This is a genomic window from Agrobacterium sp. P15N1-A (genome assembly GCF_044626815.1).
Taxonomy (GTDB): Bacteria; Pseudomonadota; Alphaproteobacteria; order Rhizobiales; family Rhizobiaceae; genus Agrobacterium; species Agrobacterium leguminum.
Genome location: NZ_JBIUPF010000001.1, coordinates 978,686 through 993,389, shown reverse-complemented (window position 1 = coordinate 993,389; position 14,704 = coordinate 978,686). Strand labels below are relative to the sequence as shown.

At 61.1% G+C, this 14,704-nt stretch carries 9 protein-coding genes and 1 tRNA gene; 7 read left to right on the top strand and 3 right to left on the bottom strand.

The features are described 5' to 3' along the window. Positions 1-83: 83 nt before the first annotated feature. Genes ACIK7D_RS04875 through ACIK7D_RS04865 form a run of 3 tightly spaced genes read left to right on the top strand, consistent with a single transcriptional unit; the run spans position 84 to position 2,978 of the window. Positions 84-1,241, top strand: a complete 1,158-nt coding sequence (locus ACIK7D_RS04875; protein WP_400155741.1) for an ABC transporter ATP-binding protein — start codon at positions 84-86, stop codon at positions 1,239-1,241. 11 nt (positions 1,242-1,252) lie between these two features. After that, on the top strand, positions 1,253-2,161 hold the full coding sequence (locus ACIK7D_RS04870) for an ABC transporter permease subunit (RefSeq protein WP_080817796.1): 909 nt from the start codon (positions 1,253-1,255) through the stop codon (positions 2,159-2,161). Between the two features lie 4 nt (positions 2,162-2,165). Beyond that, a complete protein-coding gene (locus ACIK7D_RS04865; RefSeq protein WP_400155740.1) occupies positions 2,166-2,978 on the top strand; it encodes an ABC transporter permease in 813 nt (270 codons plus the stop codon). Between the two features lie 310 nt (positions 2,979-3,288). On the opposite strand, the gene ACIK7D_RS04860 is transcribed toward ACIK7D_RS04865, so the two are convergent. Continuing rightward, a complete protein-coding gene (locus ACIK7D_RS04860) occupies positions 3,289-4,953 on the bottom strand; it encodes an ABC transporter permease (protein ID WP_400155739.1) in 1,665 nt (554 codons plus the stop codon). 78 nt (positions 4,954-5,031) lie between these two features. Next, the gene (locus ACIK7D_RS04855) at positions 5,032-8,823 is read right to left on the bottom strand and encodes an ATP-binding protein (protein ID WP_400155738.1); all 3,792 of its coding nucleotides are present in this window, start codon (positions 8,821-8,823) and stop codon (positions 5,032-5,034) included. A 316-nt stretch (positions 8,824-9,139) separates the two neighbouring features. Here ACIK7D_RS04855 and ACIK7D_RS04850 point away from each other — a divergent pair. The 3 genes from ACIK7D_RS04850 to ACIK7D_RS04840 all read left to right on the top strand — a co-directional run bounded on the left by ACIK7D_RS04850 (position 9,140) and on the right by ACIK7D_RS04840 (position 11,816). Continuing rightward, a tRNA-His gene (locus ACIK7D_RS04850) sits at positions 9,140-9,216 on the top strand. A gap of 234 nt (positions 9,217-9,450) precedes the next feature. Continuing rightward, positions 9,451-11,079 (top strand): Ppx/GppA phosphatase family protein, encoded by a 1,629-nt coding sequence (locus ACIK7D_RS04845; protein ID WP_400155737.1) that lies wholly within the window; start codon positions 9,451-9,453, stop codon positions 11,077-11,079. After that, positions 11,076-11,816 (top strand): RlmE family RNA methyltransferase, encoded by a 741-nt coding sequence (locus ACIK7D_RS04840; RefSeq protein ID WP_065654416.1) that lies wholly within the window; start codon positions 11,076-11,078, stop codon positions 11,814-11,816. The genes ACIK7D_RS04845 and ACIK7D_RS04840 overlap by 4 nt, the downstream gene beginning before the upstream one ends. Here the strand turns inward: ACIK7D_RS04840 and ACIK7D_RS04835 are convergent, their stop codons facing one another. Then, positions 11,817-13,214 (bottom strand): MDR family MFS transporter, encoded by a 1,398-nt coding sequence (locus tag ACIK7D_RS04835; protein ID WP_174022692.1) that lies wholly within the window; start codon positions 13,212-13,214, stop codon positions 11,817-11,819. It abuts the gene before it with no gap. Positions 13,215-13,423: 209 nt separating this feature from the next. On the opposite strand from ACIK7D_RS04835, the gene ACIK7D_RS04830 reads away from it, so the two are divergent. Beyond that, on the top strand, positions 13,424-14,425 hold the full coding sequence (locus tag ACIK7D_RS04830; RefSeq protein ID WP_400155736.1) for an MBL fold metallo-hydrolase: 1,002 nt from the start codon (positions 13,424-13,426) through the stop codon (positions 14,423-14,425). Positions 14,426-14,704 lie beyond the last annotated feature (279 nt).

The window sequence follows — 14,704 nt, the reverse complement described above, 5'->3', positions numbered from 1 at the left end:
TTGCCGGCAGGTCCCGTTACCTGCCGGTGTCGCCCGCCCCGAAGCATCGATCGAAAGACCAACGGGATTTGAGGGTAGGGTGAATGGCGAAAACTCTGGGGCCGGTCAAACGCAAATTCAGTCCGTGGGACAACCCCGATGCGGTTCCCTTCATCCGCTTTGAAAACGTCACCAAACGTTTTGGCGATTTCGTCGCCGTCAACAACCTGACGCTCGATATCTATGAACGCGAATTCTTCTCGCTGCTCGGTCCCTCCGGCTGCGGCAAGACCACGCTGATGCGCATGCTGGCCGGTTTCGAGGAACCGACCGAGGGCCGCATCCTGCTGCAGGGCAAGGATATTTCCGGCGTGCCGCCCTATAAGCGCCCCACCAACATGATGTTCCAGTCCTACGCGCTTTTCCCGCATATGTCGGTGGAAAAGAACATCGCCTTCGGGCTCGAACAGGACGGCCTGCCAAAAGCGGAAATCGCCTCGCGCGTCGAGGAAATGCTGCGGCTCGTCAAGCTCAGTGAATTCGCCAAACGCAAGCCCAGCCAGCTTTCCGGCGGCCAGCGGCAGCGCGTGGCGCTCGCCCGCTCGCTTGCCAAGCGGCCCAAGGTGCTTCTGCTGGATGAACCGCTCGGCGCGCTCGACAAGAAGCTGCGCGAGGAAACGCAATTCGAACTGATGGACATCCAGACCAATCTCGGGCTCACCTTCCTCATCGTCACCCACGATCAGGAAGAAGCGATGACGGTCTCGGACCGCATCGCTGTCATGGACAAGGGCAATGTCGTGCAGGTGGCGACGCCGGCCGAGATCTATGAAGCGCCGAACAGCCGCTACGTGGCGGACTTCATCGGCGATATCAATATTTTCGACGCCAAGGTCGTCGCCAATGCCTCCGATATCGGCAAGCCCGGTCTGGTGACGCTGGATTGCGAAGGGCTGAAGGTGGCGGTGGAGCAGGAATGCGCCGCTGCGACCGGCAGCCAGGTGGCTTTCGCCATCCGCCCGGAAAAGGTCCGCATCTCGCTCGACCAGCCCGCCGACAGCAGCGTCAATTCCGCCTATGGCGAAGTCTGGGATATCGGCTATCTCGGCGACTTCTCGGTCTTCATCGTCAAGCTTGCCGACGGCCGCGTCATTCGCGCCGCGCAGGCGAATGTTTCGCGTCTCGTCGATCGCCCGATCACCTTCGGCGATATGGTGTGGCTGAACTGGAAGCCGGATTCCGGCCTCGTCCTGACGCGCTGAGGGAGGCTTCGATGGCGATCACCACTCCCGAAAACCGGCAAAGCCCCTGGCGCTGGCTGGTCGTCGCGGTTCCCTATTTCTGGCTGCTGCTATTCTTCGCAGCACCGTTTTTCATCATCTTTAAAATCTCGCTGTCGGATACGGCGATCTCCATGCCGCCCTATACGCCGGTCTTCGAGGGATTTTCGAAGCTCGGCGCGTTCTTCTCCGAACTGGATTTCGAGAACTACCTCTTCCTGACGGAAGACCCGCTCTACATCGACGCCTATCTGTCATCGCTGCGCATCGCCTTCATCTCCACCTTCCTGCTGCTCCTGATCGGCTATCCCATGGCGCTGGCCATGGCGCGCGCGCCGTCTTCCATTCGCCCGACGCTGGTGATGCTGGTGATCCTGCCGTTCTGGACCTCGTTTCTGATCCGCGTTTATGCCTGGATCGGTATTCTGAAGCCGGAAGGCCTGCTGACGGTGCTGTTCCAATGGCTCGGACTTCTCGGGCCGGACCAGCAGGTCAATATCTTCCGCACCGAGACGGCGATCTTCATCGGCATCGTTTATTCCTATCTGCCCTTCATGGTGCTGCCGCTCTATTCGGCGCTGGAAAAACTGGACAATACGTTGCTGGAAGCGGCGGCCGATCTCGGCTGCCCGCCATGGAAGGCCTTCTGGAAGATCACCTTCCCGCTGTCGCTGCCGGGCGTCGTCGCCGGCTCGATGATCTGCTTCATTCCGATAACAGGAGAATTCGTCATCCCCGATCTCTTGGGCGGCGCTCAGACGCTGATGATCGGCAAGACGCTGTGGACGGAATTCTTCGGCAACCGCGACTGGCCCCTGGCATCCGCCGTGGCGGTACTGCTTCTGCTGTTGCTGGTGGTGCCCATCGCCATCTTCCAGAACCAGCAGAAGAAGGTGGGGTGAGGCCATGAAGCGCGGAAAATTCGACATCACCGTCCTCACCCTCGGTTTTGCCTTTCTTTATATCCCGATCATCATCCTGATCGTTTATTCCTTCAACGCCTCGAAGCTCGTTACCGTCTGGGGCGGCTTTTCGCTGCAATGGTACCGTTCCATGTGGTCGAATGTGGGGCTGATGGATGCAGCCTGGGTGACGCTGCGTGTCGGCATCCTCAGCGCCACCATCGGCACCATTCTCGGAACGCTGGCGGCGCTGTCGCTGACGCGGTTCGCGCGGTTTCCGGGCCGGGTGCTGTTTTCCGGCATGATCTACGCGCCGCTCGTCATGCCGGAGGTCATCACCGGCCTGTCGCTGCTGCTGCTCTTCGTGGCCGTCGGCTTGGATCGCGGTTTCTGGACGGTGGTTATCGCCCATACGACTTTCACCATGTGTTACGTGGCGATCGTCGTGCAGTCGCGGCTCCTGACCTTCGATCGCAGTCTCGAGGAAGCCGCGCTCGATCTCGGCTGCCCGCCGGTCAAGACCTTCTTCCGCATTACCCTGCCACTCATCTTCCCCGCCGTCATTGCCGGCTGGATGCTGGCATTCACCCTGTCGCTGGACGATCTGGTGATCGCCAGCTTCGCCACCGGCCCCGGCGCAACCACGCTGCCGATCAAGATTTATTCGCAGGTTCGCCTCGGCGTGACGCCGGAAATCAACGCCATCTGCACGATCCTCATCGGGCTTGTCACCATCGGTGTGATTGTCGCCTCCATCGCTTCCAAACGGACCGAATTGCAGCGCATGCGGGACGAACATGCGGCGGCACGGAACTGATCGAATATCCTGCGTCGATTTTTACGCGTTACTGTTGAAATCGCGAGAAAAGTAGAAACTGTTAATTTAGTTTCGGCGCTTTACGGTCTCAGAATAGGAATTTTCGTCGGTAATTGATCGATTTTGGTTTTAACCGCTTGTTAATAGGAGTTGGCGGAAAGTAAACCCAACGCAGGGCCGTCAAATTTTTGATAGCCGGGACTGATAATTTCCATCTGGCGAGATTGTCCCCCTTTCTCTCGTTGAAAAGCACAACTCATCCAGGCGGCCGCAAGGCCGCCTTTCTTTTTGCCGCAAAGGCCCGTGCCATTCAGCGGTTTTCCGGATGATCCATCGATTTCGAGACGAGAAGCACGGGAATAAGCCCGGCAATGATGATGATGATCGCCGGCACGGCCGCATCCTGCACCCTTGAGCGGGACGCATCCTCATAAACCAGCGTTGCCAGCGTGTTGAAACCGAAAGGCCGGAGCAGGATCGTGGCCGGCAATTCCTTCATGGATTCGATCAGGACGAGAAGAAAGGCGGTCAGCGCCGCAGGCCGCATGTTCGGCAACAGCACCTTGAACAGCGTCTGCGCCCGGTTGCGCCCAAGCGTCCGCGAGGCCATGTCGATATGCGGCGAAAGCTTCTGGAAACCGGCATCGAGCGTGCCTTCCGCCATGGTCATGAAGCGCACGGCGTGGGCGTAAATAATGGCGAAGGCGGTGCCGGAGAGTAGCAGCCCGGTGGAAAAGCCGAAATGTGCGCGGATGAAGCCATCGACGCCATTGTCGAGGCTGGCCAGCGGAATGAGCACCCCGATGGCGAGCACGGTTCCCGGCACGCCATATCCCATGGAACCGAAGCGGGCGGCCACCTTCGAGCTGCGCGAGCGCTCGGTGCGGATGGCATAGGAAAACACGAAAGCGGCTATCAGCGTCACGAAGGCGGCGGAAAGCGAGACTTCGAGACTGTGCCCGAGTGCTTTGAGAAGCTTCGGCGCAAACAGCGCATCGAGCCTCCTGGCGGCGTAACCGCCCAGCACGATGACGGGAATGAAAAAACCGCTCGCCACGGGAACGAAGCAGAAGAGGCTCGCGCCCCAGCGCCGCCAGCCGTTGAGCGCCTTCAGCCGGTGGCGCTGCGCCATGCTTGTCGCCTTCGGCGCGCCGAAGCGCTGTTTTTCCCGCGCATTGCGTTCGATGACGATCAGCACACCGACGATGATGAGGATGACAGCGGCGATCTGCGTCGCATTGGCGAGATTGCCGCGATTGAGCCAGGTTTCGTAAATGGTGAAGGTCAGCGTCTGGACACCGAGATATTCAACCGCGCCGATATCGTTCAGCGTTTCCATCAGGACCAGAGAAAGCCCGATGGCGATGGCAGGCCGGGCCATCGGCAATTGCACGGAGAAGAACACATTCAGCGGTTTTGCGCCAAGCGTGCGGGCCGCTTCGGCCGCAAACCGCCCCTGCATGGAGAAGGCGGCACGGGCCGAGAGATAAACGTAAGGATAGAGGACCGAACTCAGAACGATCACCGCACCGCCGAGCGAGCGTATGTCCGGAAACCAGTAATCGCGGATGCTGTGATAACCGAAAGCGGTGCGCAACGCGCTCTGTATCGGGCCGGTGAAATCGAGGAACTCACCGAAGGCATAGGCGGCGAGATAGGAGGGGATGGCGAGCGGCAGGACGAGTGCCGCGGACAATAACCGCCGCAGCGGAAATTCGAATGTGGTGACAAGCCAGGCGCAGACGATGCCGAAGAAAGCCGTCGTCGCGGCCGTCATCCCCAAGAGCAGGAAGGTGCGAAACCCGGCGCGCGGCAGGACATTGGCGAGAAGATGTTGCCATCCCTCCGTGCTGCCCGTCAGCGCCAGCCAGAAAATTGCCAGAATGGGCATGGCGGCAATGGCCGCGACGATGACCGCCGTGATGGGCAACACCGAGAAGCGTCTTGTTGCCGGAAGGGAAACCGTCATGGACATGCCAGTCTACTGTCGTGCAAAGGCCTCAACCGGCGACCATGGTGCCGGCGGCTTCCGCATTGCTACGCCCGCATGGCCTCAGTTGGCAAGAACCCGCTGCGACGGAAAGGTGATTTCCACCAGGGTGCCTTCATTCGGCGTGGAGGTGATGGAGAAATTCGCCCGGTTGGCGTCCACCATCGCCTTGGTCAGCGGCAGGCCGAGCCCGGTGCCGTCGCCACGCACACGCTTGCCGGAGGAGGCCACCTGCCGGAACGGCTTCATGGCCTGTTCCAGTTCCGCCCGGGTCATGCCGATGCCGGTGTCGCGAATGCGCAGCGACACGCTGCCATTGGCCTCATAGGCGGTGGACACCACGATCTGGCCGCCCGAGGGGGTGAAGCGGATGGCGTTCGACAGGATGTTCAGCACGATCTGCTTGATCGAGCGCAGGTCGGCGACGATCTGCGGCACGGATTGCGCAAGAGCGGTGCGGATGATGACGCGCTGGTTGTTGGCCTGCGGCTGTACCAGTGAGACCGCCTCGGCCACCGTTTCGTTGAGCGGCACGGCGACGAAATCCACATCCATCTGCCCGGCCTCGATCTTGGAAATATCGAGCAGATCGTTGACGATGTCGAGCACATGCCGGCCGGAGCGGCCGATATCATTGGCATATTCCACATAACGCGGATGGCCTATCGGCCCGAAACGTTCGGTCGCCATCATGTCGGCAAAGCCGATGATGGCATTGAGCGGCGTGCGGATTTCATGGCTGACGCGCGCCAGGAAGTCGGTCTTGTGGGCATTGGCGGTTTCCGCCGCACGCTTGGCGTTGCGCAGTTCTTCTTCCGTGCGCTTCCACTGGGTGATGTCGCGGATCACCGCGCAATAGCCATGCGAGGATTTCAGCCGGCCGATGGTCATGAACAGCGGCAGGAAGCCGCCGGACGCTTCTCGGCCGATCACTTCGCGGCCGTCGTTCAGCACGCTGGCGACACCGTTATTGGCAAGGCCGGAGAGATAATCCAGCACGGCGCGCTGGCTCTCATGGGCAAAGAGGGTGACGAAAGGCTTGCCGGCGATTTCACCATTGTCATAGTTGAACAGCGCGCTGGCGGAACGGTTGAGCGAGCGGATTTCGCCTTCGTCTCCCAGAAGCACCACGCCGTCGGTGGCCGTTTCCAGAATGGAATGCAGCTCCTCCACTTCGCCCTGCAGCAGGGAGAGGCTGCCTGCTTCCGCATTTTCGGCATCGCCGGCAGCAATATTTTCGTTGGCGGCCGCAACCGGCGCCTGCTTTTCCTCAAGCGGCACCAGCGACAGCATCAGCGCCTTGTTTTCTTCCCAGCGAATGGACTGCAACCGCGCCTTGACGGGAATGATGTCGTTTTCGGCGCTGACGACCACCATGCCGCCTTCGTTGTCCGGCATGTCCTCCAGCTCCTGCCGCTGCAGCAGCGCTTCCAGACCGCCCACTTCCTCGAGTTCGGCGAGAGAGCCATAGCCCGTCAATCGCAGGAAATCCGGATTGGCGTGGATCAGCCTGTCGCCGGCATGCACCAGAAGCGCCACGGGCATCTGGTCCAGCGTCTCGGCCGTCAAGGCATTCGCGGGGCGAACGGACGGGCTGACCATGGCAGCGGCTATATCGGCAGCCGGCCGCTCGTCAGCCGCAGGCTCCTGCTTTTCGTCGGAACCGCTTTCATCCGCCGGCGCGCGAATGGCCGCAGGCTGCTCGCCACGAACATAATCGGCGAAAAGATCGTCTTCCTCCGCCGGTTCGGTTTTCTCGTCGTCATTTTCCGTATCGGGGGGCGCGCTGTCCGAAGCATCCGCATCGATGTCCTGCTGAATGTCCTGCATGGTCGGCTCAGCGGAAATGGCCTCCGCATCCGTTTCCCGGTCTTCTTCGGAAGCAGCATCCGCCGGCGCCAGGGCCCGGCCGATTTCGCGGAAGGCAGCCTGCTCACCTGCGGTCAGCCCCTCGCGGGAGCGCGAGCGGCGCTCCTCCAGATGGACGACCTTGTCGGAATAGGCCGGCTCCAGCGCGGGCGTTGCAACCGGCGCTTCGAATTCCGGCGGAGTATAATCATGGTGCTGTTCTTCGGCCGAAACCACGTCCGATGCATCATCCGCCGCATCGGCCTCCGTTACCGGGACCGCATCTTCAGCGATGGAATCGGAATCTTCGCCTGCCTCGTCATCTTCATCGATAAAGGCCAGCAATTCGTGGCTTTCATCCTCGATGGCGGGCTGCGGCAGGGCTTCCGCCGGATCGGCCTCTTCGCCGTTGAGGAAGGTCAGGCCGGTGGCATGCGGATCTTCGGCGGCATCGGCAAGCCGCACGATGCCGAAACCGCGGAAACCGTCGAATTCGCGTGAGCGCGTATAGGTGGGCAGGGCGGCGAGATCGATCGGCACCATCAGCGATGTGCCTTCCACCGGCCAGTAGATCGTCTTGCCCGACCATGTGTCGCGCCGGCCGAGAAGCTCGCGGATCTTGCCGTCGGGATCGAGATTGAACAGGGCCGCGACATCGGCAAAGCCCATGCCTTCCACGGCAGCCGCCTTGGCGCCCACAGCCTCTGCAAATTCATGCGAGATCGAACTGAAGCGGCCTTCCGCATCGATTTTCCAGACGAAACGGGAAGCGCGCGCACCGGCATTGAAAACAAAAGGCTGCGCTTCGGCGCCAGCGCCGATGTCCGTTTCCTCGGTCTCCGTCTCCGCCGTTATCTCCTCATCCGCCGCAGGAGCAGCGTCTGACGGCGTGGTTTCAACGATTTCATCGTCAGCGACTGCGTTTTCTTCGGCTTGAGCCTCTTCCGCAGGGGCATCGGCGACTGCGCGCTCGGTTAAGGGAGCCTCTGCTTCATCCTCATCGAGTTCGAAAAGATCGGCGATGTCGTCGGTCATCGCCACATGCGCCGCGGCGTCGGCGTCCTGCACGGAAAGCGCCGCCGGGGTCTCCGCTGCGTTTTCCGGCAATGAGAGAAGGCTGTTCTCATCCTGCTGCGCTGCCACTTCCTCTTCGGGATCGACCGGCAGTTCCTGCACCTCTTCCACATCCTCGATGCCAGCGACGGCATCCAGCACGGAATCGAAAGACGAGGTTGTCGAGGCAACAGGAGCGACCTCCGCAACCGGCAGGGCGGGCTCGGCGGCGGCCGGCGTTTCCTGCGGCCTGTCTTCTGCGAAACCATTGACGGGATCGAGTGTGCCCAGAGCGGTTTCGACCACGAACATCAGGTTCAGTTCGGGCGATGCCGCAATCTGGCCGGTGGCGGCGGGCAGATAGCCCTTGCCGGTCGGCACCGGCCGCTTGACGAGATGGCCGGACTGCCCGGCTGCCATTTTCACCAGTGTCCGTGCGGTATGCGGCGTGATGCCGAGCGACGAAAAGCCGGGCGAAGCGGCGACAATCTCGTTCTCGCCGTTCAAAACCGCCATATGGATATCGGGGTCATCGAAACCTTCGATCATGCGCCGGGCGCATTCCGCCGTGTCGGGTGCCGCCTGATCGGTAAGGGCGGAAAACAGGATGGCGGGCTGGCCGGGTTCCGCCTCGATGATTTCCGCGCGCGCCGTAACGGCAAGGCTGCGGAAACCAGAGGTGATGCGAATGGTAAACGGCAGGCTGTCGCCCGCTTTGGAAAGCCGCGCCGCCGTGGCCGCCAGTTGCCGGAAGGTCACGTCCTGCGGTTTCGGGCCCTGTTCCAGAAAATCATAGACCATCGGCGTGCCGAACAGCGCCGCACCCCGGCCATTGGCCCAAAGGGCGTTTTTAAGGTCGAGCGAGAACAACGCCATGGCCGCGCCGCGCCCGAAACCTTCACGCACCCGTTCATGCACTGCGATATCGATAAAGGGATACTGGACGGCGGGCATGTCGAAACCTATTCTGGCACTACCGGACCTTGCGGGCTTTTCGGCTTCCTCATGAAGCCCTAAACGTAAACCCGCCGAGGCATCACGTTAACAGAATTTTAAATAACTTCACAGCGCGGTCCGGTCCACCATCCGCCGGATGAATCGCCAAATAGAGTTAACATCAACAGGCCGCAGCGGCCTCTTTATGTCAGCCCGACCCATTGAAAAGCACTTGCCTTTCTCAGCCTTTTTTCGCAAAATTCGAAGAGGCACTTGCAAATGGGGAAAACACCTTTTATGTCACCCCCCGTGACGCCGCTTCGGCGTTTCATGTGCGGTTGTAGCTCAGTTGGTTAGAGCGCAGGTTTGTGGCACCTGAGGTCGGTGGTTCGACCCCACTCAACCGTACCATTCCCCTCTCCCGGTAAGTTATGCGTCACAAGGACTTTCCGGGAGAGGGGAATACTTTATCCAGCCCGATCCGCGCAGGCCGCTGCCGATTTCCGAAAATCCTCAAAATTATTGCCATGTCCATGGTGGTCCCCACGCAAGCTTGGTGATGTGTGGGCCTTTGCCACACGCCGCCCGGCAAAAACCATTTGGCTAAAATCGCTTGCGCTGGTATTGTCCGCCCAACGAAACCTTATGAAAGCCAGCAGCATAGCGTCTACGCTTGTGCGCGGCGAAATGGACAAGACAGTGATCGACCCCGGAAACGGCCCAAAGCCGTCGGAACAAGGGGCGTCGGTGGCGAACAAAGGGAAAGCGAAGCGATCCCGTCGTGGCAAGAAACACAAGCGTGACGGTCAGCCCCGTGACGCTGTTGTGCTGTCGCATGATGTTGCCGCGGATGTTCCGGCCGGTTCCTCCTATGTATCGGCTCTTGAGCCGGATGCCGAGCCGCGCAAGAGAAAGCGCCGCAGGCGCTCTCGCGGCAAAGGCGCGTCTCAGCAGGTTGCGGCAGCTTCAGGCGCGCAGACGCAGGCTCCAGCCGCAACAGATGTTGCCACTCCATCCTCCGTGCCACCGGGCGCAGGGCGAAAGTCGCGCCACCGCAAGCGTGGTCACCGCGATCCGCGCGGCCGCGATCCACAGGGTCGTCCGCTGGTTCCCACCCATGCGCCGAAACATGTCGGCAAGCAGAATGGCCGCGCCAATGGGGCCGGGCAGGAACCGCACCGGCAATCCGAACTATCCGCCCGCCATGCCGGCCGCCAGCATGAGCATGGCCAGGAGCCGCCGGCGGATATGTATGCGGCGCTCGATCTCGGCACCAATAATTGCCGGCTTCTGATCGCGCAGCCGACGCGGCCCGGCCAGTTTCGGGTCGTCGATGCCTTTTCGCGCATCGTTCGGCTGGGCGAGGGGCTGGTGTCGAGCGGCCGGCTGTCCGACGACGCCATGGATCGAGCTGTCGAGGCGCTGAAAGTCTGCTCCGCGAAACTCTCCGGTCGCCCGATCAGGCGCATGCGGCTCATCGCCACCGAGGCCTGCCGCGCTGCGTCGAATGGCGAGGAATTTCTGGCGCGTGTGACGCGGGAAACGGGCTTGAAGCTCGAAATCATCAGCCGCGAGACGGAAGCCCGCCTTGCGGTGTCCGGCTGCGCCTCCCTCGTCGGGCGCGAGGCGCGTTCGGTCGTGCTGTTCGATATCGGCGGCGGATCGTCGGAAATCGCCGTCATCAAGGTCGGGGAAAACCGCTCGAACCGGCTCGCCAACCATATCACCCACTGGACCTCGTTGCCGGTCGGCGTCGTCACGCTTTCGGAACGTCATGGCGGGCGCGATGTGACGCCGGATGTGTTTGCCGCCATGGTGCGGGAAGTCGAAGGGCTGCTCGATGCTTTCCATTGCCCGCCTCTCGCGCCGCAAACCCATCACGAGGATTTTCATCTGATCGGGACCTCGGGCACGGTGACGACGCTTGCCGGCGTCCATCTCGACCTGCCACGATACGATCGCCGCAAGGTGGATGGCCTGTGGCTGTCGGACGCCGAGGTGACGGCGATGCAGGACAAGCTTCTGGCCTGGGATTTCGCGGGTCGCGCTGCCAATGCCTGCATCGGGCCTGACAGGGCCGATCTGGTTCTGGCCGGCTGCGCCATTCTCGAGGCCATTCGCCGCCGCTGGCCGGCACGCCGCATGCGCGTGGCGGATCGCGGCCTGCGCGAAGGCCTTTTGACGGATATGATGGCGGATGACGGCGCATGGCGGCGCAACCGCATTCGGCGCATGCAGATGATACGGCAGGACAGGACGGAAGGTTTGACATGAGCAAGGCGCCGACAAGCAATAACCGTACCGGCCGCAAGATCGGCCAGAAGGTCAAGAAGACCAAGCTCAAGGCCTCGTCGCGCCGCTGGCTGGAACGTCATATCAACGACCCCTATGTGCAGCGCGCCAGACTTGAGGGCTATCGCGCCCGCGCCGCCTTCAAGCTCCTGGAAATCAACGACAAGCACCAGATTCTGAAGGGCGCGCGCCGCATCATCGACCTTGGCGCCGCACCCGGCAGCTGGTCGCAGATCGCCTCCAAGGTGACGGATTCGACCGAGGACGATATCCGCGTCGCGGCCATCGATTTCCTTGAGATCGATCCCATTCCCGGTGTGAAAATCCTGCAGCTCGACTTCCTCGACCCGAGCGCGCCGGAAAAGCTGATGGAGGCCGTTGGCGGCACGCCCGATCTGGTGCTGTCCGATATGGCCGCGCCAACCACCGGCCACCAGAAGACCGACCATATCCGCACCATGCATCTGTGCGAAGTCGCAGCCGATTTCGCCGTTCAGGTGCTGGCGGAAGGCGGCCATTTCCTTGCCAAGACCTTCCAGGGCGGCACGGAAAAGGCATTGCTCGACATGCTGAAGAAGAACTTCAAGCAGGTTCTGCACATCAAGCCGGCGTCGTCCCGCTCGGAATCGGTGGAAATGTTCCTGCTTGCCAAGCACTTCAAGGGCCGCAAGAACGAGCCGGCCGACGCGTCCGAAGCCGAAGAGGCTTCCGAAGACTGATCACTCCGCCGGTTGCGAGACCTTGCCGCGGTGGCCGGAGACGGCCGCCCCCGCATTGCCGTCCATGCGGATGATCGGCACGATGGCGAACAGCGATACCAGCGCTACGATGGTGAAGGCGATGTGGAAATCGGCGAGCTGCAGATGCGTACCCGACATCATGCTGCTGACTTCCAGAATGGAAGCGGCGAAAGCCACGCCCAGCGCCAGGCTGATCTGCTGCAGCACCGACGCCATCGACGTCGCCTGGCTGGCCTGACTGTCCTCGATATCGGAATAGCTGAGCGCGTTCGATCCGGTGAAGAAGAAGGACCGGGCAAATCCCGCTGTCACAAGGAAGATCATGATCAGCGGATAGGGCGTTTCCGGGGTGAAGAAGCTGTTGGCGAGCGTCGTGAAGGCGCCGACGATGCCGGCTCCGATCAGCGTTGAGCGGAATCCCGTTGCCGCAAACACCCGCTTGGCCATGAATTTCGTGGTGATTGCGCCGATTGCGCCGGCAAAGGTGATCATGCCCGACTGGAACGGGTTAAGCCCGAAACCGATCTGCAGCATCAGCGGCATCAGAAAGGGTATGGCGCCCGTGGAAATGCGGAAAACGGTGCCGCCGACGGACGCCGCCCGGAAGGTCGCGTTCTGGAATATGCGAAAATCCAGAATGGGGGCGGGGTGTCGCGCGGCGTGGCGCAGATAAAGAAAACCGCAGATAAAACCGATGATGGTCGAGGCGATGCCGATGGCCGGCGGCAGCGCCGGCAGGCTGACGACGGAGAGGCCGAACACCACGCCGGAGGCGGCGATGCCTGAAAGCACGAAGCCCTTGCCGTCCATGGGCGGCGGGTTGGTGGTTTCGATTTCGGGCAAGAAGATCGTCGCGAGCCAGATGCCGAGGACGCCGATGGGCACATTGATCAGGAAAATCCAGTGCCATGAAAAATAGGTGGTGATGAAGCCGCCGATGGGCGGGCCGGTCAGTGGCCCCACCAGCCCCGGGATTGTCAGCAGCGCCATGGCGGAGACGAGTTCGCTGCGCTTGGTCGTGCGCAAAAGCACGAGGCGGCCAACGGGCGTCATCATCGCCCCGCCCATGCCCTGCAGGAAACGCGAAAGCACGAATTCGAACACCGAGGACGACACCGCGCAGCAGATCGACCCCACCACGAAGACGCCGATGGCGAACCGGAAGATTTTCTTCGCGCCATATTTGTCGGCCATCCAGCCGCTGATGGGAATGAAAATCGCCAGCGCCACCATATAGGCCGTCAATGCGAGCTTGAGCGTGATCGGCCCGACATGAAGGTCGGCGGCAATTGCCGGAAGCGAGGTGGCGATGACGGTGGAGTCCATCTGCTCCATGAAGAGAGCGACTGCCAGGATGAGGGGAATGATGCGGTTCATGAGGCTGCCTGCGGCTTTCCGCTGCGACAAAGGATATCGCCGTTCCTCCTACGCCTGATAAGCGGGCTTGCCAACACGTTAATTATCAATTTCTCAAGTTCCGATCAAACCTGCGTGAGGCCGGTTTTCTTGCAACTTTCTCGCTCTATTGTCCGTTGGCACGGTTCAGTTGGCGATCACGGCCAGTTGGCGATATCGGGAGAAAGATAATGACCCAATCCTTGAGCATGAGCAGACGCGGCCTCATCGGTGCAGCGGGCGCAAGCGTTCTCGGTGCGCCGCTGTTGATGGCGCGCACGGCAACGGCCCAGACCAACCAGCCGCAAACCTCCATGGAGATAGAACACGCGATGCCGCCTGAAACCAATCGCTTCAAGCTCGGCAATTTCGAAGTGCTGGTGGTGAAGGATGGCGCACGCGCGGCCCCCAATCCCGGCGAGACCTTCGGAACCGACCAGTCGGCGGAGACGGTCGGAAAATTGCTGGAAGACAATTTTCTGCCGAAGGAGCAATTCGTCAATTCCTTCTCGCCGGTCCTCGTCAATACCGGCACGGATCTCGTGCTGTTCGATACCGGTTTCGGTGAGGCCGGGCGCGGTGCGGGCAATGGCCGGTTGATCGAAGGCATGGCGGCCGCCGGTTATACGCCGGAAGATGTGACCGTGGTGGTGCTGACCCATATGCATGGCGACCATATCGGTGGGCTGATGGAAAAGGGCGCTCCGGCTTTTTCCAAGGCGCGTTATGTGTTCGGCCAGGCGGAATATGATTTCTGGACGGATGAGAAACGCGTCGGCACGCCTGCCGAAGGCGGCCACAAGGGCGTTCTCACGAACGTCAAGCCGCTGGCGGAAAAGGCGACCTTCATTGGCGACGGCGCCAGTGTCGTATCCGGGATCACCGGCGTGGCGGCCTTCGGTCATTCACCAGGGCACATGATCTTCCATGTCGAATCGGAAGGCAAACAACTCATCCTGACGGCGGATACGGCCAACCATTTCGTCCTTTCCCTGCAGAAACCAGACTGGGAGGTGAAATTCGACATGGACAAGGCGGCAGCCGCTGCGACCCGCAAGAAGGTCTATGACATGATCGCCACCGACCGTTTGCCTTTCCTCGGGTATCACATGCCGTTCCCGGCTGTCGGTTACGCGGAAAAGCTGGATACGGGCTATCGTTTCGTGCCGAAATCCTATCAGTTCGACATCTGATGCATGTCGCGCAAAAGTGTTAAGCGGTTTTGCGATAACGACATGCATAAAAACAAGCAGTTAGAGCGCGTCGTGTGGAACAGGAATCCACACGACGCGCTCTAACGTCTGCTGCAACGCAGCAACAGAAAAAGCCCGGAAGCCGATTCCGGGTTTTTTCTATTCCCTTCCTGTCATGAACGTGTTACCAGCCCTCGCCAACTTCCAAGCAATCCTTGCAGGGCGCCGGGGTGAACTTTTCGTTCCGGAACGGCCACGCATTTTCAGTATGAAGGAATT